Origin of the sequence: Friedmanniella luteola (assembly GCF_900105065.1) — a bacterium.
Lineage (GTDB): Bacteria > Actinomycetota > Actinomycetes > Propionibacteriales > Propionibacteriaceae > Microlunatus > Microlunatus luteolus.
In genome coordinates this window covers 2524315-2544734 of record NZ_LT629749.1, presented here as the reverse complement: position 1 = coordinate 2544734, position 20420 = coordinate 2524315, and the positions used below count along the sequence as shown (strand labels likewise).

General features: G+C 72.0%; 24 protein-coding genes. 19 read left to right on the top strand and 5 right to left on the bottom strand.

What is annotated here, in order from left to right:
* Window positions 1-5 precede the first annotated feature (5 nt).
* The 18 genes from thrB (at window position 6) to BLT72_RS11915 (ending at window position 16591) form a co-directional block, all read left to right on the top strand.
* Entirely contained in the window at window positions 6-920 is a 915-nt protein-coding gene (gene thrB, locus BLT72_RS12000) for a homoserine kinase (protein WP_231930009.1), read from the top strand.
* 388 nt (window positions 921-1308) lie between these two features.
* On the top strand, window positions 1309-3345 hold the full coding sequence (gene rho, locus BLT72_RS11995; RefSeq protein WP_231930632.1) for a transcription termination factor Rho: 2037 nt from the start codon (window positions 1309-1311) through the stop codon (window positions 3343-3345).
* 156 nt (window positions 3346-3501) lie between these two features.
* Window positions 3502-3711: a 50S ribosomal protein L31 gene (gene rpmE, locus BLT72_RS11990; protein WP_091413107.1), complete on the top strand. Its 210-nt coding sequence runs from the start codon at window positions 3502-3504 to the stop codon at window positions 3709-3711.
* A gap of 122 nt (window positions 3712-3833) precedes the next feature.
* Entirely contained in the window at window positions 3834-4916 is a 1083-nt protein-coding gene (prfA, locus tag BLT72_RS11985; RefSeq protein ID WP_091413106.1) for a peptide chain release factor 1, read from the top strand.
* On the top strand, window positions 4913-5791 hold the full coding sequence (gene prmC / locus BLT72_RS11980; RefSeq protein WP_091413105.1) for a peptide chain release factor N(5)-glutamine methyltransferase: 879 nt from the start codon (window positions 4913-4915) through the stop codon (window positions 5789-5791). Before prfA ends, prmC begins: the two co-directional genes overlap by 4 nt.
* A gap of 246 nt (window positions 5792-6037) precedes the next feature.
* Window positions 6038-6994 carry an L-threonylcarbamoyladenylate synthase gene (locus tag BLT72_RS11975; RefSeq protein WP_091413104.1) on the top strand — a complete coding sequence of 319 codons (957 nt, stop codon included), beginning with the start codon at window positions 6038-6040 and terminating at the stop codon, window positions 6992-6994.
* Complete coding sequence (locus BLT72_RS11970) at window positions 6995-8116, top strand: MraY family glycosyltransferase (RefSeq protein ID WP_091413103.1); 1122 nt, start codon at window positions 6995-6997, stop codon at window positions 8114-8116.
* A 160-nt stretch (window positions 8117-8276) separates the two neighbouring features.
* Window positions 8277-8777, top strand: a complete 501-nt coding sequence (locus BLT72_RS11965; RefSeq protein ID WP_091413102.1) for a Cg1360 family ATP-synthase-associated protein — start codon at window positions 8277-8279, stop codon at window positions 8775-8777.
* A gap of 23 nt (window positions 8778-8800) precedes the next feature.
* Window positions 8801-9100, top strand: coding sequence for an AtpZ/AtpI family protein (locus BLT72_RS23070; protein ID WP_157720466.1), 300 nt, complete (start codon window positions 8801-8803; stop codon window positions 9098-9100).
* Window positions 9097-9888 carry a F0F1 ATP synthase subunit A gene (atpB, locus tag BLT72_RS11955; RefSeq protein WP_172826063.1) on the top strand — a complete coding sequence of 264 codons (792 nt, stop codon included), beginning with the start codon at window positions 9097-9099 and terminating at the stop codon, window positions 9886-9888. Before BLT72_RS23070 ends, atpB begins: the two co-directional genes overlap by 4 nt.
* Window positions 9889-9936: 48 nt before the next feature.
* Window positions 9937-10164: an ATP synthase F0 subunit C gene (atpE, locus tag BLT72_RS11950; protein ID WP_091413100.1), complete on the top strand. Its 228-nt coding sequence runs from the start codon at window positions 9937-9939 to the stop codon at window positions 10162-10164.
* A 13-nt stretch (window positions 10165-10177) separates the two neighbouring features.
* Window positions 10178-10723, top strand: a complete 546-nt coding sequence (locus BLT72_RS11945; protein ID WP_091413099.1) for a F0F1 ATP synthase subunit B — start codon at window positions 10178-10180, stop codon at window positions 10721-10723.
* Window positions 10720-11589, top strand: a complete 870-nt coding sequence (locus BLT72_RS11940; protein ID WP_091413098.1) for a F0F1 ATP synthase subunit delta — start codon at window positions 10720-10722, stop codon at window positions 11587-11589. The genes BLT72_RS11945 and BLT72_RS11940 overlap by 4 nt, the downstream gene beginning before the upstream one ends.
* A 65-nt stretch (window positions 11590-11654) precedes the next feature.
* Window positions 11655-13292, top strand: a complete 1638-nt coding sequence (gene atpA / locus BLT72_RS11935) for a F0F1 ATP synthase subunit alpha (protein ID WP_091413097.1) — start codon at window positions 11655-11657, stop codon at window positions 13290-13292.
* A gap of 3 nt (window positions 13293-13295) precedes the next feature.
* On the top strand, window positions 13296-14207 hold the full coding sequence (locus BLT72_RS11930; RefSeq protein ID WP_091413096.1) for a F0F1 ATP synthase subunit gamma: 912 nt from the start codon (window positions 13296-13298) through the stop codon (window positions 14205-14207).
* An 8-nt stretch (window positions 14208-14215) separates the two neighbouring features.
* Complete coding sequence (atpD, locus tag BLT72_RS11925; protein ID WP_091413095.1) at window positions 14216-15673, top strand: F0F1 ATP synthase subunit beta; 1458 nt, start codon at window positions 14216-14218, stop codon at window positions 15671-15673.
* Between the two features lie 3 nt (window positions 15674-15676).
* Window positions 15677-16078: a F0F1 ATP synthase subunit epsilon gene (locus BLT72_RS11920; RefSeq protein ID WP_091413094.1), complete on the top strand. Its 402-nt coding sequence runs from the start codon at window positions 15677-15679 to the stop codon at window positions 16076-16078.
* 48 nt (window positions 16079-16126) lie between these two features.
* Window positions 16127-16591: a DUF2550 domain-containing protein gene (locus BLT72_RS11915; RefSeq protein ID WP_157720464.1), complete on the top strand. Its 465-nt coding sequence runs from the start codon at window positions 16127-16129 to the stop codon at window positions 16589-16591.
* A gap of 9 nt (window positions 16592-16600) precedes the next feature.
* Here the strand turns inward: BLT72_RS11915 and BLT72_RS11910 are convergent, their stop codons facing one another.
* From BLT72_RS11910 to BLT72_RS11900, 3 genes are read right to left on the bottom strand one after another with little or no spacing between them, the layout of a single operon-like run.
* Window positions 16601-17365 carry a hypothetical protein gene (locus BLT72_RS11910; protein WP_091413092.1) on the bottom strand — a complete coding sequence of 255 codons (765 nt, stop codon included), beginning with the start codon at window positions 17363-17365 and terminating at the stop codon, window positions 16601-16603.
* 50 nt (window positions 17366-17415) lie between these two features.
* On the bottom strand, window positions 17416-18483 hold the full coding sequence (locus tag BLT72_RS11905) for a sugar phosphate isomerase/epimerase family protein (protein WP_231930007.1): 1068 nt from the start codon (window positions 18481-18483) through the stop codon (window positions 17416-17418).
* The gene (locus BLT72_RS11900) at window positions 18480-19157 is read right to left on the bottom strand and encodes a cob(I)yrinic acid a,c-diamide adenosyltransferase (protein ID WP_091413091.1); all 678 of its coding nucleotides are present in this window, start codon (window positions 19155-19157) and stop codon (window positions 18480-18482) included. Before BLT72_RS11900 ends, BLT72_RS11905 begins: the two co-directional genes overlap by 4 nt.
* Before the next feature lie 64 nt (window positions 19158-19221).
* Between BLT72_RS11900 and BLT72_RS11895 the strand changes: the two genes are divergently transcribed.
* Complete coding sequence (locus tag BLT72_RS11895; protein ID WP_231930005.1) at window positions 19222-19962, top strand: peptidylprolyl isomerase; 741 nt, start codon at window positions 19222-19224, stop codon at window positions 19960-19962.
* A gap of 13 nt (window positions 19963-19975) precedes the next feature.
* On the opposite strand, the gene BLT72_RS11890 is transcribed toward BLT72_RS11895, so the two are convergent.
* Window positions 19976-20191, bottom strand: coding sequence for a hypothetical protein (locus BLT72_RS11890; protein WP_091413089.1), 216 nt, complete (start codon window positions 20189-20191; stop codon window positions 19976-19978).
* Window positions 20188-20328, bottom strand: a complete 141-nt coding sequence (locus tag BLT72_RS22245; protein ID WP_157720462.1) for a hypothetical protein — start codon at window positions 20326-20328, stop codon at window positions 20188-20190. The genes BLT72_RS11890 and BLT72_RS22245 overlap by 4 nt, the downstream gene beginning before the upstream one ends.
* Window positions 20329-20420: the final 92 nt, after the last annotated feature.

Below are 20420 nucleotides of genomic sequence, written 5' to 3'. Positions count from 1 at the left end.
CGGGCGTGCACCGGCTGGAACCCGGCCGGCAGGTCACCGTCGAGGTGCCCGCGACCAGCGCCAACCTCGGTCCCGGCTTCGACTGCTTCGGCCTGGCCCTCTCGTGGCGGGAGCAGGTCGAGCTGACCGTCACCGACGGCGGCTTCGTCGTCGACGTGACGGGGGAGGGGGCCGACGCCGTCCCGCGCGACGACTCGCACCTGATCCTGCGGTCCACGCTCCGCGGGCTCGCCGACCTCGGCCACACGGTGCCGGGGTTGCGGCTCCGCTGCCACAGCACCATCCCGCACGGCCGGGGCCTCGGTTCGTCCTCGGCGGCCATCGTGGCCGGGCTCCTGGCCGCTGCCGGCCTGGTGGGTGGGGCCCGGGAAGAAACGGCCGAGAGCCGGCGTTGGACCCTCCAGCACGCCGCCACGATCGAGGGCCATCCCGACAACGTGGCCGCCGCCGTCCACGGCGGGTTCGTGCTCGCCTGGACCGGCTCCGCTGGGGTGGAGGTCGCGGTCAGCCCCGTCCACCCGGACGTGGCCGCCACCGTGTTCGTCCCGCCGGTCGCCGTGGCCACCAAGGCCGCCCGGGGGCTGCTGCCCCCCTCGGTCCCGCACCGCGACGCCGCCCGCAACGCCGGGCGCGCCGCCCTGCTGGTGCACGCGCTGGCGCACGACCCCGACCAGCTGCTGCCCGGGACCGCCGACTGGCTGCACCAGGACCAGCGGCGGCCGGCCATGCCGGACTCCTGGACGCTGATGAACCACCTGCGCGGCCTCGGCCACGCGGCGGTGATCAGCGGCGCGGGGCCGACGGTGCTGGTGCTCGGCCGGCGGGCCGCGCTGCAGGAGCTGGAGGCCGAACCGTTGGGGTTCCGCCGGGTCCCGCTCGCCGTGGGCGGGGGGGCGGCCATCACGGCCGTGGACGGCTGAGAAGGGCGGCACACCGGGTCCGGCGGATGTGCCACGAAGACGGGTGACAGTGCTAGCCTTTCTGTGCCGCAACGGCCAGGGGAACCACAGGGAACCAGCGACTCCCAGGTAACGGTTCGGGGCCAGGCAGTGCCGCAGAGCAGGCGCTCGGACGACATCACACCCCACCTACGCGGGTGCGGGGTCTCCCGCCACATCATTTCCCTCCGCCACGTCGCCAGGACGTGGGGAGAATCGCACTCGCGCCTCGTGGGATCGCACCCCGAGGTGGGGACCGGGCACAACGGTGCCTGTTCCGAAAGGAAACACATTGACTGACATCGCCGAAGTGACGAGCGACGCTCCCGCTGAGGGTGCGCGCAAGCGCCGGGGATCCGGGCTGGACTCGATGGTCCTGCCCGAGCTGAAGCAGCTCGCCGGCTCGCTCGGCCTCAAGGGCACCGGCGCCATGCGCAAGGGCCAGCTGATCGAGGCCATCCAGTCCGCCCAGCGCGGACCGGCCTCCTCGGGCGGGGCGGCGCAGGGCGGCAGCGCCCCCGCCCCGAACGGTGGGGGCAACGGCGAGCGCCGGTCCGCCCGCCGTGCGGCGGGCCCGCCCACGCCCAGCTCCGACGAGGCCTCCCGGTCCGACGTCGCCGCCGCGCTCAGCGACCTGCAGCGCGCACCGCGCGAGGAGATCGCCCGCGTCGAGGAGAGCGCCCGTTCCGAGGCCACCCAGGCCCGCGCCGACGGTGGCGAGGGCCGCACCCGGCCCGAGCAGGGCGAGGCCGGCCAGGGCTCCGAGGACGACCAGAACGGCCGCGAGGGCGGTGAGCGCCGCCGGCGCAACCGCGAGCAGAACGGTCGCGACGGCCAGCAGAACGGCCGCGAGCAGAACGGTCGCGACGGCCAGCAGAACGGCCGCGAGCAGAACGGCCGCGACGCCCAGCAGGGTCGCGAGCCGCGTGAGGGCCAGCAGGCCCGCGGCGAGCAGGAGTCCCGCCAGGACCGCGGCGGCAACGACCGCGGCGAGCGCGGCAACAACAACGGCGGCGGCAACGGCAACGGCGGCGGCCGCAACGACCAGCAGGGCCGCAGCGACCGGGGCAACGACAACCGCGGCGACCGCGGCGGCAACGACAACCGCGGCGACCGGGGCGGCAACGACCGCGGCCCCGACCGCGGCAACGACTGGGACGAGGACGGCGGCCGTCGCGGACGCCGTCGGCGCAGCCGTGACCGGCAGAACCGGCGCACGACCGGCCGCGGTGGCTCGGGCGGCATGGAGCGCTTCGAGTCCGACCCGGTCGTCTCCGACGACGACGTCCTGGTGCCCGCACGCGGCATCGTCGACGTCATGGACAACTACGCGTTCGTCCGCACCTCGGGCTACCTGCCGGGCCCCGACGACGCCTACATCGCCCTGAACATGGTCAAGAAGTTCGGGCTCCGCAAGGGCGACATCGTCACCGGGCAGATCCGGGCCTCCAAGGAGGGGGACCGCAAGGAGAAGTTCAACCCCCTGATCAAGCTGGAGACGGTCAACGGCGGCGACCCCGAGGCGGCGAAGAACCGGGTCGAGTTCGGCAAGCTGACGCCGCTGTACCCGCAGGAGCGGCTGAAGCTGGAGACCGGCCCGACGAACCTGGTCGGCCGGATCATCGACCTGGTGGCGCCCGTCGGCAAGGGCCAGCGCGGCCTGATCGTGTCGCCGTCGAAGGCCGGCAAGACGATGATCATGCAGTCGATCGCCAACGCCATCAGCCAGAACAACCCCGAGGTCCACCTCATGGTCGTGCTGGTCGACGAGCGTCCCGAGGAGGTCACCGACTTCCAGCGCGCGGTGCAGGGCGAGGTCATCGCCTCCACCTTCGACCGTCCGGCCGACGACCACACCACCGTGGCCGAGCTGGCCATCGAGCGGGCCAAGCGCCTGGTCGAGGCGGGCCGGGACGTCGTCGTGCTGCTGGACGGCATCACCCGGCTGGGCCGTGCGTACAACATCGCGGCCCCCGCCAGCGGACGCATCCTGTCCGGTGGCGTGGACTCGGCGGCGCTCTACCCGCCGAAGAAGTTCTTCGGTGCCGCCCGCAACATCGAGGGCGGCGGCTCGCTGACGATCCTCGCCACGGCGCTCATCGAGACCGGCTCGAAGATGGACGAGGTGATCTTCGAGGAGTTCAAGGGCACCGGCAACATGGAGCTCCGGCTCCGTCGCGAGTTCTCCGAGAAGCGCATCTTCCCGGCCATCGACGTCGACGCCTCCAGCACCCGGCGGGAGGAGCTGCTGATGAGCCGCGAGGAGCTGGCCATCGTGTGGAAGCTCCGCCGCGTGCTGTCGGGTCTGGACAACCTCCAGGGCCTCGAGATGCTGCTGGACCGGCTGCGCAAGACCCAGAGCAACAGCGAGTTCCTGATGGCCATCACCAAGTCGATCCCGGCCTGATCCCGCTCGTCCCCGACGCCCGTCCCCGGGGAATATCCCCGGGGACGTGGCGTTGGAGTTTGTGTCGCCGCGGAGAACTGCGGCAGACTTCACCCTTGGTGCCGGTTCACGTCGCGTGACCACGCTCGACGACCCGGTGCGAGAAGAGGAGAAACCATGAAGGCCAACGCCCACCCGACGTACGTGGAGACCCAGGTGACCTGCACCTGCGGCAACACGTTCACCACCCGCAGCACCGAGACCAGCGGCGTCATGCGCGCCGACGTCTGCTCGGCCTGCCACCCCTTCTACACCGGCAAGCAGAAGATCCTCGACACCGGTGGCCGCGTGGCCCGCTTCGAGAAGCGGTACGCCAAGAAGGCTTGATCCACCGCAGCGCCGGGAGCAGGGAGACCTGTTCCCGGCGCTTGCTTGTCTCCACCCACCCGACTTGTCAGAACCACGTGGGCCTGGAGCACCGCCAGGTTCTGACAAGTCGGAGAGTTCCGTTGTTCGAACAGGCCGAGCCGATGGTGGAGGAGTTCGCGGCCCTCGAGGCGTCGATGTCCGACCCGGCCGTGCACGCCGACCTCGCCCGCGCCCGCCGGATCGGCCGGCGCTACGCGGAGCTGACGCCCATCGTCAAGGGCCTCGAGGAGTACCGCCGGTTGAGCGACGACCTCGCCGCGGCTCGCGAGCTGGCGGGGGAGGACGCGTCCTTCGCCGCCGAGGCGAGCGCGCTCGAGGCGCAGCTGCAGCCGGTCGTCGACCGCCTCACCCGGCTGCTGGCACCGCGCGACCCCAACGACTCCGCCGACGCCCTCGTCGAGATCAAGTCCGGCGAGGGCGGGGACGAGTCGGCCCTGTTCGCCGGCGACCTGCTCAAGATGTACAGCCGCTTCGCCGAGTCGCGCGGCTGGAAGGTCGAAGTCCTCGACGCCCAGGAGACGGACCTGGGCGGGTACCGCTCGGTCACCGCCGCCGTGAAGGCCCCCGGGGCGGTGGACCCCGACAACGCGCCCTACGGCGTGCTCAAGTTCGAGGCGGGCGTGCACCGCGTGCAGCGGGTCCCGGTGACGGAGTCCCAGGGTCGCGTGCACACCTCCGCCGCCGGCGTCCTGGTGATGCCGGAGGTCGAGGACACGGAGGTCGAGCTCGACGACAACGACCTGCGGATCGACGTGTTCCGCTCCTCCGGTCCGGGCGGGCAGGGCGTCAACACCACCGACTCGGCCGTCCGGATCACCCACCTGCCGACGGGCATCGTCGCCTCCTGCCAGAACGAGCGCTCGCAGCTGCAGAACCGTGAGCAGGCCATGCGCATGCTGCGGTCGCGGCTGATCGCCGCCGCCGAGGAGCAGGCGGCCAGCGACGCGTCCGCGGCCCGCAGGAGCCAGGTCCGCACCGTCGACCGGTCCGAGCGCATCCGCACCTACAACTACGCCGAGAACCGGATCGCCGACCACCGCATCGGCTTCAAGGCCTACAACCTCGACGCCGTGCTGGACGGCGACCTGGGCGCCGTCATCGCGGCCCTGCAGGAGGCCGACACGGCGGAGCGGCTCGCCGCCGTCGGGGAGTCGAACGGGTGAAGCACCCCGTCCGCCCGCTGCTGACGGCGGCGGTGACCCGGCTCCGGGAGGCCGGCGTCGACAGCCCCGAGCAGGACGCCCGCGTGCTGCTGAGCCTGGTGGCGGGGATCGAGCCGGCCCGGCTGCCGCTGCTGGACGCCGTCGACGACGCGCAGGCCGACCTCTTCGACTCGCTCGTCATCCAGCGGGCCGTCCGCATCCCCCTGCAGCACCTCACCGGGCGGGCCTACTTCCGCCACGTCGAGCTGGCGGTCGGGCCCGGTGTGTTCGTGCCGCGGCCCGAGACCGAGGTCATGACGGGCTGGGCGCTGGAGCAGCTCCGCCCGCTGGTGTTCCAGATGCAGCGCCCGCTGGTCGTGGAGCTGTGCACCGGCTCCGGGGCCATCGCCAAGGCCCTCGTCGACGAGCTGCCCCGCCTGCGGGTGCACGCCGTCGAGATGTCGGAGGACGCGGCGCGCTGGGCCGAGCGCAACCTCGCCGGCACCGGCGTCGAGCTGCACGTCGGCGACATGGCCCGGGCGGTGCCCGAGCTGGACGGGACCGTCGACCTGGTGATCGCCAACCCGCCCTACATCCCGCTGGACGCCTTCGAGTCCGTGACGCCCGAGGTCCGCGACCACGACCCGGCCCTGGCCCTCTTCTCCGGCGACGACGGGCTGGACGCCATCCGCGTCCTCACCCAGGTCGCCTCCCGGCTGCTCAAGCCGGCCGGGCTGCTCTGCTTCGAGCACGCCGACGCGCAGGGCGAGAGCGCACCCGCCGTCGTCGCCGCGCACGGCGCCTTCACCGCGGTGCGCGACCACCGGGACCTCTCCGGGCGACCCCGCTTCACCACCGCGGTGCGCGCGCGGCTGAGTGCGCGGATGCCGGGCTGAGCTGTCCGCCCTCGCTCCGCTCGGGCGCGGATCGCGCTCCTGGCCGCCGGCTTCGTCGTCGCCCGTGGACGACGAGCGTGTCCACCGGCTCCTCCTCAGTCCGGCGGCGCGCGATCCGGGTGCCCCTCGTGATCCGGCGCACCCCCGCCGGCGCGCGATCTGGGCGGCACTCCGGGCGCTGGACGGGTCGGGGGCACAGGTCCTGATGAGGCCGGCGCCCCGCGCCATCTCTGGCAGACTGGCGGGGTGAGTGAAGCCGTCCGGCCCGAGGATCCCGAGCCCTCCGAAACCGCCTCGTCCGACGACGCCGAGGCGGCCTCCGAGACCTCGGAGCACGAGTTCGGGTCCGACGAGGGGGATGAGGCCAGCTACCAGCGCTTCGACTGCACCGGCGACACCCCGGACGGGTTCGACGAGGCGACCGAGGCCGCCCGGGCCGCCGTGGAGGCGGGGGAGTGCATCGTGCTGCCGACCGACACCGTCTACGGGATCGGGGCCGACGCCTTCAGCGGGGACGCCGTGCAGCGGCTGCTCGACGCGAAGATGCGCGGCCGGGACATGCCGCCGCCCGTCCTGATCGCCGACCCGAGCCTGATCCGCGCCCTGGCCACCGACGTGCCCGACACCGCCCGCGACCTGGTCGCCGCGCACTGGCCTGGTCCGCTCACCGTGATCTGCAAGATCCAGCCCAGCCTGCGGATGGACCTCGGCGAGAACGAGGGCACCATCGCCCTGCGGGTGCCCGACCACGAGCTCGCCCGGGAGATCCTGCGCCGCACCGGCCCGATGGCCGTCAGCAGCGCGAACCTCAGCGGCAAGCCGGCCGCCCTCACCTGCGACGACGCCGTCGACCAGCTCGGTGACCGGGTGTCGGTCTACCTGGACGGCGGCGAGCTGTCGGCGACCTCGGGCGCGCCCTCCACCATCGTCGACTTCACCCAGCACGAGCACGGCGAGGTGCTGCGCCGTGGTGCGCTCGCCGTCGAGCTGCTGCGGGCCACGCTGCCCGACCTCGTCGACCTGACCGAGCCCGAACCGGTCGCGGAGCCGGAGCCGGAGCCGGCGCTGGCCGTCGAGCCGCCCCCCGACCCCGAGCCGGTGGTCGAGCCGGACGCCGTCGAGGGCCCGGCGCCCGACGACCACCGGGCCGGGGCCCACGCCCTCGACCTCGAGGCCGACGAGCGCCCCGCCGCGGGCGGCTGAGTGCGCGAGTACCTCCTCGTCCTGCTGGTCGCCGCCGCCGTCACCTACCTCACCAGCGGCCTCTGCCGGCGCCTGGCGCTGCGGACGGGAGCGCTGGCCAAGGTGCGGGACCGGGACGTCCACACCATCGAGATGCCCTACTTCGGCGGCGTCGCGATGCTGGCGGGCGTGGCCGCGGCGACCGTGCTGGCCTGGCAGCTGCCCTTCCTCGGCGCGCAGACGACCGTCCAGCAGGACTCCCGCGGCGTCCTGGTGGCGTCCCTGGTGATCTGCCTGGTCGGGGTGCTGGACGACGTCTACGACCTGCCCGCGCTGACCAAGTTCGCCGGGCAGGTGCTGGCGGCCGGGATCGCCGTCGCCCTGGGCGTCAAGATGCTGTGGATCCCGCTGCCGGGGGAGACCATCGCGCTCAACGGCTCGGCGTCGGTGGCCATCACCGTCTTCTTCATCGTGCTCTGCTCGAACGCGGTGAACTTCGTCGACGGGCTGGACGGCCTCGCCACCGGGGTGGTGGGGATCGGGGCGCTGGCCTTCTTCGCCTACTCCTACCTGCTGACGGTGACCGAGGGGCTGACCCGCGCGACCACCTCCAGCCTCATCACCGTGGCCATCGCAGGCGCCTGCCTGGGGTTCCTGCCGCACAACTTCTTCCCGGCCCGGATGTTCATGGGGGACTCGGGGGCCATGCTGCTGGGCCTGCTGCTGGCCACCTCGACGATCAGCCTCACCGGCCAGATCGACACCTCCCAGCTGCAGGAAGGGCTGGTCCCCACGGTGCTCCCGCTGGTGCTGCCCCTGGCCATCCTGGCCCTGCCGTTCCTCGACCTCGTGCTGGCCTTCGTCCGCCGCACCTACGCGGGCAAGTGGTGGTTCGTGGCCGACAAGCAGCACCTGCACCACCGGCTGCTGCAGCGCGGCCACAGCCAGCGGCGGGCGGTGCTGCTGATGTACGTGTGGTCGGCCCTGGTCTCGTTCGGCGTGATCGTGCTCGGGCTGGTGCGCGGCGACGCCCAGTGGACGGTCGTCGCCGTCTGCGTGGTGCTGGCGGTCGTCCTGCTGGTCCTGACCCTCGGCCGACCCGTCAAGGTGGGCGCGCCGGTCCGCCGTGGCGAGCTCCCCTGAACGGAGCATGAGCGCAGCCTGAGGACGGCCCGCAGGCCGCTCTCGAGGCGGGCCCCAGGCGTCGCCTGTGCTAGTTTTCACCCGCAACTCACGTCCCGCTCGGCTCGGCCGGGCAGGTGACCTGGCCCTCCCCGACCGATCACAGAAGGACGCGACCCCGATGACCGTGGACAGCCGAGCCGGCGCCGCAGCCGACGCTGCTGCCAGCGGCCCGAGCGTGCACGTGCAGCGGGCGCGGAAGCTGCTCCTCGGCGGTGCGGCCGGCGGTGTCGCCGCGGCGCTGGTCTGCCTCCTCGTCTTCGGCCTGGTCTACGGCCCCTCCGGGGTCCTGTCGGCCGCCGTCGCCGGCCTGCTGGTGCTCCTCTTCTACGCCGTCGGGCAGTACGTCATGGTGCTGTTCGCCGACGCCGGTGCGCGGCTGCTGCTGAGCGTCGCCCTGTTCAGCTACACCACCCGCGTGCTGCTGCTGGGGCTGGCCCTGCTCGTCTACCAGCGCAACGCCGACGCCCTGCCCGCGCTGGACCCGATGGCGGTCTTCCTGACCACGGTCGGCGTGGTGGTGGGCTGGCTGGTCGCCGAGGTCTGGGTGTTCAGCCGGTTGCGGGTCAGCGCGTTCGACACCGAGTACGTCGCCCCGGACGCGGCCGACGGCGGTCAGTGATGCCGACGACGAACACTGCTAGCGTGACGACGGCCATGAACCAGCCGCCGCGTGACGCCGAGCCGCCGGGTTCGAGCGGCTCCCAGGGCATGAACCAGGGCCTGCAGGTGCTGTCGTACCTGATCGCCGGCATCGGGGTGTACGGCTTCCTCGGCTGGGTGGGCGACCACTTCCTGGGTACGGCCTTCCTGCTGCCCCTGGGCATCGTGGTGGGGGCGGCGCTGGGGATCTACGTGGTGATCAAGCGCTTCACCGCCGAGCCGGGACCCGGCGCCGGCGGCGGGCCGGACGGAACGACGACGAGGACGAGGGGACGAGTGTGAGCGGCTGGACCAGCCTGATGCCGATGGAGACCTTCGAGCCGCCCGGTGTCGAGAGCTTCGACCTGCCGCCGCTCATCCCGGGGGTGCCGTGGTTCGACAAGTACATGCTGATGGCGCTGGTCAGCGTCGTGCTGATCCTGGCCTTCTGGCTGACGATGGCCCGCAAGAACGCGCTGGTCCCCTCCAGGGGCCAGTTCGTCGGCGAGGCCGCCTACTCCTTCGTCCGCAACACGCTCGGCCGGGACATGATCGGGCACGACTTCAAGAAGTACCTGCCCTTCCTGATCGCGATCTTCTCGTTCGTGCTGGTGAACAACCTGTGGGGCATCTTCCCCCTCACGCTGCTGCCGACCGCCTCGCACGTGGGCTGGGCCTACGGCCTGGCCGGCTTGGTGTGGGTGCTGTACAACGCCATCGGCATCAAGAAGTTCGGCCCGATCGGCTACTTGCGGCACGTCACGATCCCGCCCGGGGTCCCGACCTGGATGTTCCCGCTGATCATCCCGCTGGAGTTCCTCTCCAACATCCTGGTCCGCCCGCTGACCCTGTCCCTGCGGCTCTTCGCCAACATGTTCGCCGGTCACCTGCTGGTGCTCGTGTTCGTCCTCGGCGGTGAGTACCTGCTGCTGCACAGCGAGCCGCTCGTCAACAAGGTCGCCGGCGTGTTCTCGCTGATCTTCAGCATGGCGATCTTCGGGCTGGAGATCTTCGTGCAGATCCTGCAGGCCTACATCTTCACCGTCCTGACCGCCCAGTACATCTCCTCGGCGACCGCCGAAGAGCACTGACCACCCCCCACTTTCGCCAGACAAGCGGAACAAGGAAAGGAACACCTCATGCTTCCCATGGAGCTCGTCGGTTCGCTCGGCATCGTCGGCTACGGCCTCGGCGCGATCGGCCCCGGCATCGGCGTCGGTCTGATCTTCGCCGCCGTGATCAACGGCACGGCGCGTCAGCCCGAGGCCCGCGGCGCGCTGCTCAGCACCGCCTTCATCGGCTTCGCCCTGACCGAGGCGCTCGCGATCATCGGCATCGCGCTCGCCTTCGTCTTCGGCGGGCTCTGAGCCCGAGGTCACCATGACCGCACTCCTCATCCCGCTGGCGGAGAACCCGCTCCTCCCGGCGTGGGCCGAGATCATCGCCGCGGTGGTCTTCGTCGGCATCCTGTACTTCATCATCCGGTCCAAGGTCGTCCCGCAGTTCGAGGCGACCTTCGAGGCCCGCCACGAGGCCATCCAGGGCGGGATCGAGAAGGCCGAGAAGGCGCAGGAGGCCGCGGCCGCTGCGCTGACCCAGTACAACGACCAGCTCGCGGAGGCGCGGGCCGAGGCGGCCCGCATCCGCGAGGACGCCAAGACCCAGGGCTCGCAGATCCTGGCCGAGATGCGCGAGCAGGCCCAGGCCGAGGCGAACCGCATCAAGGTCTCGGCGCAGGCCCAGCTCGAGGCTGAGCGCGCGCAGATCCTGGCGCAGCTCCGCACCGAGGTCGGCGGCCTGGCCACCACCCTCGCCGGCCGCATCGTCGGGGAGTCGCTCGAGGACGACGAGCGCGCTCGGCGCACGGTCGACCGCTTCCTCGCCGACCTCGAGGCTGACGACAACCAGCCCACGGTCCCGGCATGAGCGCCGGCGGCGAGGCTCGCGTGCAGGCCCTGGACGAGGTCCTCGACCAGGCCGAGGCCCGGACGGCGAGCAGCGACCAGGGACTGCTCAAGAACCTGGCCGCCGTGGTCACCCGCGCCCCGCGCGAGGCCGAGATGGCGACGCTGCCCACGGAGCTGTTCGCCGTGGTCGACGCGCTCGACTCCTCGGTCACCCTGCGCCGGGCGCTGACCGACCCGAGCACCCCCGAGGAGGGACGGCGCCAGCTGGTGCACTCCCTGCTCGACGGACGCGTCGGCAAGGTCTGCGTGCACGTGGTCGAGGAGGCCGTGTCGCTGCGCTGGGGTGGCGGCCGCGCGCTGGCCGACGCCCTCGAGCGGCAGGGCGTCCGGGCGCAGCTCGTGGTCGCGGAGCGGGCGGGTAACCTGGACGAGACCGAGGACGAGCTGTTCCGGTTCGCCCGGCTCGTCGAGTCCACCCCGCAGGTGCGCGACGCGCTGAGCGACCGGGCGGTGTCCCTCGAGGGCCGGCGCAGCCTGGTCCAGGACCTGCTGGGGGGTCGCGCGAGCGACACCACGGTGGTCCTGGCGCAGCGAGCGGTGGCCGCCCGCGAGCGGACGTTCGCGCACACCATCGAGGCGTTCGTCGAGCTCGCAGCGGCGCAGAAGAACCGGGTGCTGGCGACGGTCCGCGTGGCCCGGCCGCTCACGGCCGAGCAGCGTTCCCGCCTGCAGAGCTCGCTCAGCCGTCAGGTCGGCCGGGAGGTGCTGCTCCAGGAGGTCCTCGACGAGGACGTGCTCGGCGGCATCCGGGTCGAGCTCGGCGACGAGGTCATCGAGGGCACGGTCGCCGGCCGGCTCGAGCAGGCCCGCCGGCTGTTCGGCTGACGGCCCGCCCCACCCCCATCCACAGCCATGATCCGACGCACCAGATACGAGAGCAGGAAGCAGCGATGGCAGAACTGACGATCCGTCCGGAGGAGATCCGGGACGCGCTGGACCGCTTCGTCCAGAGCTACACCCCCGACACGTCCAGCCGGGAGGAGGTCGGCACGGTCGTCACCTCCGGTGACGGCATCGCCCGGGTCGAGGGCCTGCCGTCGGCCATGGCCAACGAGCTGCTCGAGTTCGAGAACGGCACCCAGGGCATCGCGCTGAACCTCGACGTCCGCGAGATCGGCGTCGTGGTGATGGGTGACTCCGAGGGGATCGAGGAGGGCCAGGTCGTCCGGCGCACGGGGGACATCCTCTCCGTGCCCGTCGGCGACGGCTACCTCGGCCGGACCGTGAACGCCATGGGCGTCCCCATCGACGGGCTCGGCGAGATCGAGGGCCTGACCGAGCGTCGCGCGCTCGAGCTCCAGGCCGCCGGCGTGATGGACCGCCAGGAGGTCCGCCAGCCGCTGCAGACCGGGATCAAGGCGATCGACGCGATGATCCCGATCGGACGGGGTCAGCGCCAGCTGATCATCGGCGACCGCAAGACGGGCAAGACCGCGATCGCGCTCGACACGATCATCAACCAGAAGGCCAACTGGGAGTCGGGCGACCCCGAGCTGCAGGTCCGCTGCATCTACGTCGCGATCGGCCAGAAGGGCTCGACGGTCCGCGGCATCCAGGGTGCGCTCGAGGAGGCCGGCGCCATGGCCTACACGACCATCGTGCACGCCCCCGCGTCCGACCCGGCCGGCTTCAAGTACGTCGCGCCCTACACCGGCTCGGCCATCGGCCAGCACTGGATGTACGAGGGCAAGCACGTCCTGATCGTCTTCGACGACCTCACCAAGCACGCCGAGGCCTACCGCGCCATGTCGCTGCTGCTGCGCCGCCCGCCGGGCCGCGAGGCCTACCCCGGCGACGTGTTCTACCTGCACTCGCGGCTGCTCGAGCGCTGCGCGAAGCTCTCCAAGGAGCTCGGTGGCGGCTCGATGACCGGCCTGCCGATGGTGGAGACCAAGGCCAACGACGTGTCGGCCTTCATCCCCACCAACGTCATCTCGATCACCGACGGCCAGATCTTCCTGCAGTCCGACCTCTTCAACGCCAACCAGCGCCCGGCCATCGACGTGGGTGTGTCGGTGTCCCGCGTGGGTGGTGCTGCGCAGATCAAGGCGATGAAGAACGTCTCCGGCTCGCTGAAGATCAACCTGGCGCAGTACCGCGACATGCAAGCCTTCGCCATGTTCGCCTCGGACCTCGACGCGACCTCGCGTCGTCAGCTGGACCGCGGCGAGAAGCTCGTCGAGCTGCTCAAGCAGCCGCAGTACAGCCCGTACCCGGTGGAGGAGCAGGTCGTCTCGGTCTGGTCCGGCATCAACGGCCAGTTCGACGACGTCCCCACCGACGACGTGCTGCGCTTCGAGCGCGAGCTGCTGGACCACCTGCGCCGCAACGGCTCGGTGCTGCAGAACATCCGCGAGTCGAAGGTCTTCGACGACGACACGGCCGCCGCCCTCACCGAGGAGATCACGCGCTTCAAGGGCGGGTTCCAGACGTCGGACGGCAAGCTGCTGGCCGGTCGCGAGGAGCACCAGTCGATGGCGGAGGACGAGGTCGAGCAGGAGCAGATCGTCCGTCAGAAGCGGGGCTGACCGGTGCCAGCCAGCCTGCGCGAGCTGAGGTCCCGTCGGAACTCGGTCTCGACCACGAAGAAGATCACCCGGGCGATGGAGCTCATCGCCGCCTCCCGGATCATCAAGGCCCAGCAGCGCGCCCGCGAGGCCGCGCCGTACGCCCGCGAGCTGACCCGGGCGGTGTCGGCGGTCGCGACGTTCTCCAACGTCGAGCACCCGCTGACCACCGAGGGCCAGAACCCGACCCGGGCGGCGGTGCTGCTGATCACCTCCGACCGCGGCCTGGCGGGGGCCTACTCCTCGTCGGTCATCCGGGCGGGGGAGCAGCTCACCACCCTGCTGCGCGAGGAGGGCAAGGAGGTCCTGCCCTTCCTCACCGGCCGCAAGGCCGCGGCGTTCTACCAGTTCCGCCGCCGGTCCGTGCACCGCCAGTGGGAGGGGTTCTCCGACGCGCCGAGCTACGCCGACGCGCGGGAGATCACCGACGCCCTGATCGAGGCGTTCCTCACCCCGACCGAGGAGGGGGGCGTGGACGAGATCCACGTCGTCTACACCCGCTTCGTCTCGATGCTGACCCAGCAGCCGGAGGTCATCCGGCTGCTGCCGCTCGAGGTCGTGGAGGGCGAGGACGCGCCGGCGGCGGAGGACCTGCTGCCGCTGTACGAGTTCGAGCCGAACGCGGAGACGGTGCTGGACGAGCTGCTGCCGCTCTACGTGGCCAGCCGCATCCAGTACTGCCTGCTGCAGTCGGCGGCCTCGGAGCTGGCCGCCCGCCAGAAGGCGATGAAGTCCGCGACGGACAACGCGCAGTCGTTGATCGAGCGCCTGACCCGGGAGGCCAACCAGGCCCGGCAGGCCGAGATCACCCAGGAAATCAGCGAGATCGTCGGTGGCGCGAGCGCGCTCGCCGACGCCGGCGCCACGAGCGAGTGAGGGAACCCATGTCCACTGTCATCTCCGACCACCCCACGAGGAAGCACTCGTCCGGGGGCGTGGGCCGCGTGGCCCGCGTCATCGGCCCCGTCGTCGACGTGGAGTTCCCCGTCGACGGCATGCCCGACCTGCAGAACGCCGTGCTGGTCGACACCACCGTCAGCGGCACGACGACCACCATGACCATGGAGGTCGCGCTGCACATCGGCGACAACATGGTCCGCTGCATCGCGCTCAAGCCGACCGACGGCATGCAGCGCGGTGCCGAGGTGCGCGACACCGGGGCGCCGATCTCGGTGCCCGTCGGCGACATCACCAAGGGCCACGTCTGGAACGTGACCGGTGACGTGCTCGACGTCGACCCGTCGACCATCGAGATCACCGAGCGCTGGCCGATCCACCGCAGCGCGCCGAAGTTCGACGCGCTGGAGTCCAAGACCGAGATGCTGGAGACCGGCATCAAGGTGCTGGACCTGCTGACCCCGTACGTGCAGGGCGGCAAGATCGGCCTGTTCGGCGGCGCCGGCGTCGGCAAGACCGTCATGATCCAGGAGATGATCTACCGGATCGCCCACAACTTCGGTGGCACCTCGGTGTTCGCCGGCGTCGGGGAGCGGACCCGCGAGGGCAACGACCTGATCAACGAGATGGAGGAGGCCGGGGTCTTCAAGGACACCGCCCTCGTCTTCGGCCAGATGGACGAGCCGCCGGGCACCCGGCTGCGCGTGGCGCTGTCCGCGCTGACCATGGCGGAGTACTTCCGCGACGTGCAGAACCAGGACGTGCTGCTCTTCATCGACAACATCTTCCGGTTCACCCAGGCCGGTTCGGAGGTGTCGACCCTGCTGGGCCGGATGCCCTCCGCCGTGGGCTACCAGCCCAACCTGGCCGACGAGATGGGCCAGCTGCAGGAGCGGATCACCTCCACGCGCGGTCACTCGATCACCTCGATGCAGGCGATCTACGTGCCCGCCGACGACTACACCGACCCGGCGCCGGCCACCACGTTCGCCCACCTCGACGCCACCACCGAGCTCTCCCGCGACATCGCGTCGCGCGGCCTGTACCCGGCCGTGGACCCGCTGGCCTCGACCTCGCGGATCCTCGACCCGCAGTACATCGGGCAGACGCACTACGACACCGCGACCGAGGTCAAGGGGATCCTGCAGCGCAACAAGGAGCTCCAGGACATCATCGCCATCCTCGGCGTCGACGAGCTGTCCGAGGAGGACAAGGTCGTCGTCAACCGGGCCCGCCGGATCCAGCAGTTCCTCAGCCAGAACACCTACATGGCCGAGAAGTTCACCAACATCCCGGGCTCGACGGTGCCGCTCAGCGAGACCATCGAGGCGTTCCAGATGATCTGCCGGGGCGACGTCGACCACATCGCCGAGCAGGCCTTCTTCAACGTGGGTGGCATGGAGGACGTCCAGCGCCGTTGGTCCGAGCTCGAGAAGGAGCAGTGACCCGTGGCTGACCCGATGCAGGTGGAGGTCGTGGCGGCCGACCGCGTGGTCTGGTCGGGCACGTCCTCCAACATCATCGCCAAGACGGTGGAGGGTGAGATCGGCATCCTGCCGGGCCACTCCCCGCTGCTGGCGGTGCTGGAGCCCAGCGCGGTCGTCATCTTCTGCGACGACGGCAAGCGCGAGGTCGTGGCGGTCGAGGGCGGCTTCATCTCGGTGTCCCAGGGTCGGGTGTCCATCCTCAGCGAGTACGCCCGGCTGTCCACCGAGATGAGCCTGCGGGACGCCGAGCGCGAGCTCGACGCGGCCCAGCAGGTGCTCGACAGCGGTGACTACAGCGACGACGACAAGCGCCGTTTCGACCGGGCCAACGCCCAACTTCGTGCCGCGCAGAAAGCGCAGTAGGGTCGCACCCACACTGCGGGGCGGACGTGAGGTGCGACGAGTTCGATGATGGACGGCTGGTGGGGGATCGCGGAGGCCCTGGGTCTCCTCGTCCTCCTGCTGGCCCTGGCGCTGGTCCTGCTGGCCGGCCGTCGTCGCTACCTCGCCCGCCAGGGCGGCACGTTCGAGTGCAGCCTCCGGCTCAGCACGACGACCCCGGGCGCGGGCTGGGTGCTGGGCGTGGGCCGCTACAACGGGGGCGAGCTGGAGTGGTTCCGTTTCTTCTCCTTCGCCTGGCGGCCGCGCAAGTCGTTCCCCCGCCGTGAGGTCCGGGTGCTGGAGACCCGGGACCCGGACCCCGTCGAGGCGGTGTCCCTCTACGCGGAGCAGCGCATCGTGAGCTTCGAGGTGGTCGGGGACGCCGACGGGCGGGCGTGGAGCCTGGCGCTGAGCCCGGACTCCCTCACCGGGCTGCTGAGCTGGCTCGAGGCCGCTCCGCCCGGCCTGAGCCGGCTGCCCGGCCAGACCCCCTGAGCGCCGCCCTCAGCGGGCGGCGGCGGCGGCCTGCTGCACCGACAGCAGCTGCCTGCTCACCCCGTTCATCAGCTGCTGCGCCGGGATGGCGTCGTACGGGCCGGGACTGGTGTCGTAGCGGTACTGCCACGTCACGGTGTTGCTCAGCCGCAGCACGTGCAGGGCGTAGCGACCCTGGCCGCGGCCGCGGTCCAGGGCGAACGCCAGCTGCTCCGGCGCGTCGGCCGGCGCCGTCACCGGCACCTCCTCGACCCGCCCCGACCCCTCCGTGCCGGAGAACGTCACGGTCTGGCCCGCGCAGCCCGTCGAGGCGTCGCCCACCACCCGGAAGGCCGCCTCGGCCGCGTCGGCGTCGGCGTAGCGGACGGTGAACAGCGAGATCGAGCTGGATGCGCCGCCGAGCCAGTAGGTGGAGACGCCGTCCAGCGCCGCCGGCGGGAACTGGTTCGAGATGGTGGAGACGAACAACGGCGTGCAGGCCTCGGGGCTGATCCGCAGCGGCGGTTCGGGGAAGCGGCTCGGGTCGATGGTGGAGACGTCGTTGGTCCCGTCGGAGCGGACCATCCCGGTGTACGCGCCCTGGAGCTGGGCCAGCGTGAAGTCCGGGGGCGGCTGCAGCTTCTGCCACACCGCCAGCCCCGCGACGGCCAGCACGGCGACCACGGCGGCGGCGACGAGCGCCCGGACCAGCCGTCGGTCCACGGAGCGCGGCGCGGCCTCGAGCACCTCGGGGGCCGGGGCGTCCGCCTCGTCGCGGACCTCGGACGTGGTCATGCCCGGAGCCTAGCCGGGCGACCCGCGCCCCGCAGCGGGACGGCGGGGCCCTACCCGGCCGAGGAGAATGCGGCGTCGAAGGCCGCGGCCGACGGGGTGATCGCGTTCATCGAGCGGATGAAGTCCAGGGCCTCGGGCGCTCCGTCGAGGCGGTCCATCCCGGCGTCCTCCCACTCCACCGAGACCGGGCCGGTGTAGCCGATGTGGTTGAGCATCCGGAAGATGTCCTCCCACCGCATGTCGCCGTGGCCGGTGGAGATGAAGTCCCAGCCGCGGCGCGGGTCGGCCCACGGCAGGTGGCTGCCGAGGACGCTGTTGCGGCCGTCGCGCATCCGGAGCTTGGTGTCCTTGCAGTGCACGTTGCTGATCAGCGGGCCGAAGTCGTGGAGGAAGCCGACGTAGTCCAGCCCCTGCCAGAGCATGTGCGACGGGTCGAAGTTGAGGCCGAAGCCCTTCCGGTGGCCGATGGCCTCCAGCGTCGCCTTGGTGGACCAGTAGTCGTAGGCGATCTCGCTGGGGTGGACCTCGTGGGCGAAGCGGACCCCGACCTCCTCGAACACGTCGAGGACGGGGTTCCAGCGGTCCGCGAAGTCCTGGTAGCCGGCGCGGATGACGTCGTCGCCGACGGGCGGGAACATCGCCAGGTAGTGCCAGATGGCCGAGCCGGTGAAGCCCACCACGGTGCCCACGCCGAACGCGGCGGCCGCGCGGGCCGTCGTCTTCATCTCCTCGGCCGCCCGCTGCCGGACCCCTTCGGGGTCGCCGTCGCCCCAGACCCGGGGCGGCAGCATGTTCTGGTGCCGCTGGTCGATCGTCGCGTCGCCGACGGCCTGGCCGCTCAGGTGGTTGCTGATCGCCCAGCAGCCCAGGCCGTGCTCGGCCAGGACGTCCTTCTTGGCCTGCACGTACGCCGGGTCCGCGGCCGCCTGCACGACGTCGAAGTGGTCGCCCCAGCAGGCGATCTCCAGCCCGTCGTAGCCCCAGGACCCGGCGAGCCGGCAGACCTCGGTGAACGGCAGGTCGGCCCACTGCCCGGTGAACAGGGTCACCGGCCGGGGCTGCTGGGGGACCGCACGGCCGGTGGCCTCGCGCAGCCGGGGGCGGGCGTCGTCGCTCACAGCTGGTCCTCCTGGAGGGGCGCCGCCCGTCGGCGGCGGGGGCCGCCCAGGTCGGGGTCGAGGGCGGGGTGGTCGCGCTCACCGCCGGGCACCCAGAGGATGTCGCCGTCGGGACCGTTCACCACCCGGATGAGGATGAAGAGCAGGTCGGAGAGCCGGTTCAGGTAGGTGAGCGCCGTGAGGTTGACCCCGCCCGGGCCCGCCTCCTCGCCGACCGGCTCGGTGCCGTAGGCCTCGACGGCGGCCCAGGCCTTCCGCTCGGCCCGCCGGGTCACGGTCCGGGCGAGGTGCAGCTGCGCCGCCGCCAGCGACCCGCCCGGCAGGATGAACGAGGTCAGCGCCGGCAGCGGGTCGCCGAACGCGTCGCACCACCGCTCGAGCCGGTCGACGTAGTCCTCGGTGATCCGCAGCGGCTCCCACCGCGGCTCGGGGCGCAGCGGGGTCGACAGGTCGGCGCCGAGGTCGAACATCTCGTTCTGGACCGCGCGGAGCAGGTCGGCGACGGCCAGCGGGAGACCGCCGGCGGCCAGCGCCAGTCCCAGGCAGGAGTTCGCCTCGTCGACGTCGCCGTACGCCTCCACGCGTGCGTCGGTCTTGCGGGTGGGCGTCATGTCGGAGAGCCGCGTGCTGCCGCCGTCCCCCGTGCGGGTGTAGATGCGGGTGAGGCGGACCATGGCCACACCCTACGCACGCGTGGTGCGCACGGGGGCGGGCCGGGGGCTGTGTCAGAGTGGCCCGGTGCCCGGAACCGACCTCCCCCGCCGTCCCCGCGCGCTCGCCCTGACCGGCCTCCTGCTGGCCGTCACCGGGCTCGCCGGCTGCGCACCCCCGTCCTCCACCCCCGCCCCGTCCAGCGCCGCGCCCTCCGCCGGCGCCTCGGGCCCGGCGGCCGACCCGGCCGGCTGCGCGTACCCGGCCGCGGGCAGCCCGGCCAAGCCCGTCGACCCGCCGCCCACCGGCGACGTCGAGACCAGCGGCACCGTGGCCTACACCCTCGCCTTCAACGCCGACGCCCCGGGCGAGACCGGCGGGGACGTGACCATCACCATGGACCGCAGCACGGCCCCCTGCGCCGTCAACTCCTTCGTCTCGCTGGCGGAGCAGGGCTACTTCGACGACACCGCCTGCCACCGGCTGGCCGACTCGGGGCTGTTCGTGCTGCAGTGCGGGGACCCGACGGGGACGGGCTCCGGCGGTCCCGGCTACGCGTTCGCGGACGAGCTCACCGGGAAGGAGTCCTACACGCGCGGCGTGGTGGCCATGGCCAACGGTGGACCCGACACCAACGGCTCGCAGTTCTTCCTGGTCTGGGAGGACTCGACGGGCCTGCCGCCGAGCTACACGGTCCTGGGCACCATGGACGCCGCCTCGCGCGACGTCGTCGCCGGCATCGCGGGCGAGGGCCAGGACGGCAGCAACCCGGACGGGACCGGCAAGCCGAACAACCCGGCGAAGATCACCACGGTGACGAAGGCCTGAGCCCGGAGCCGGCTCAGTCGTTCGGGCCGCTGTAGGGCTGGCGCGGCTTCGGCTTGAGGTTCAGCAGGAAGTAGATGAGCGACAGCAGGCCGACGGCGAAGAAGCCGCCGAGCACGGTGGCGTAGGCGAAGCCCGAGTCCTGCGGCGGGTGCACCGCCACCGGGGACGGCGTCGCCTCCAGCAGGACCAGCAGCGGCAGCAGCCCGGCGGCCAGCGCGGACACGGTCACCGCGGGCCCCGGCCGGTCAGCCGGTGCAGGGCCACCAGCGCGGCGAGGGTGAGGGCGGCGAGCGCGAGCAGCGCCAGCCAGTCCTCCTCGTCGCCGTCCCCGGGTCGTCGGCCGGGGCCGTCCAGCAGCGTGATCATCGTCGGGCTCCTCGGGGTCGGAGGGGGCGCCGGGGCCGGACCGGCCGGGACGGGTGGAGGGACGAGCAGGGTGCCCGGACCTCGACGGCGAC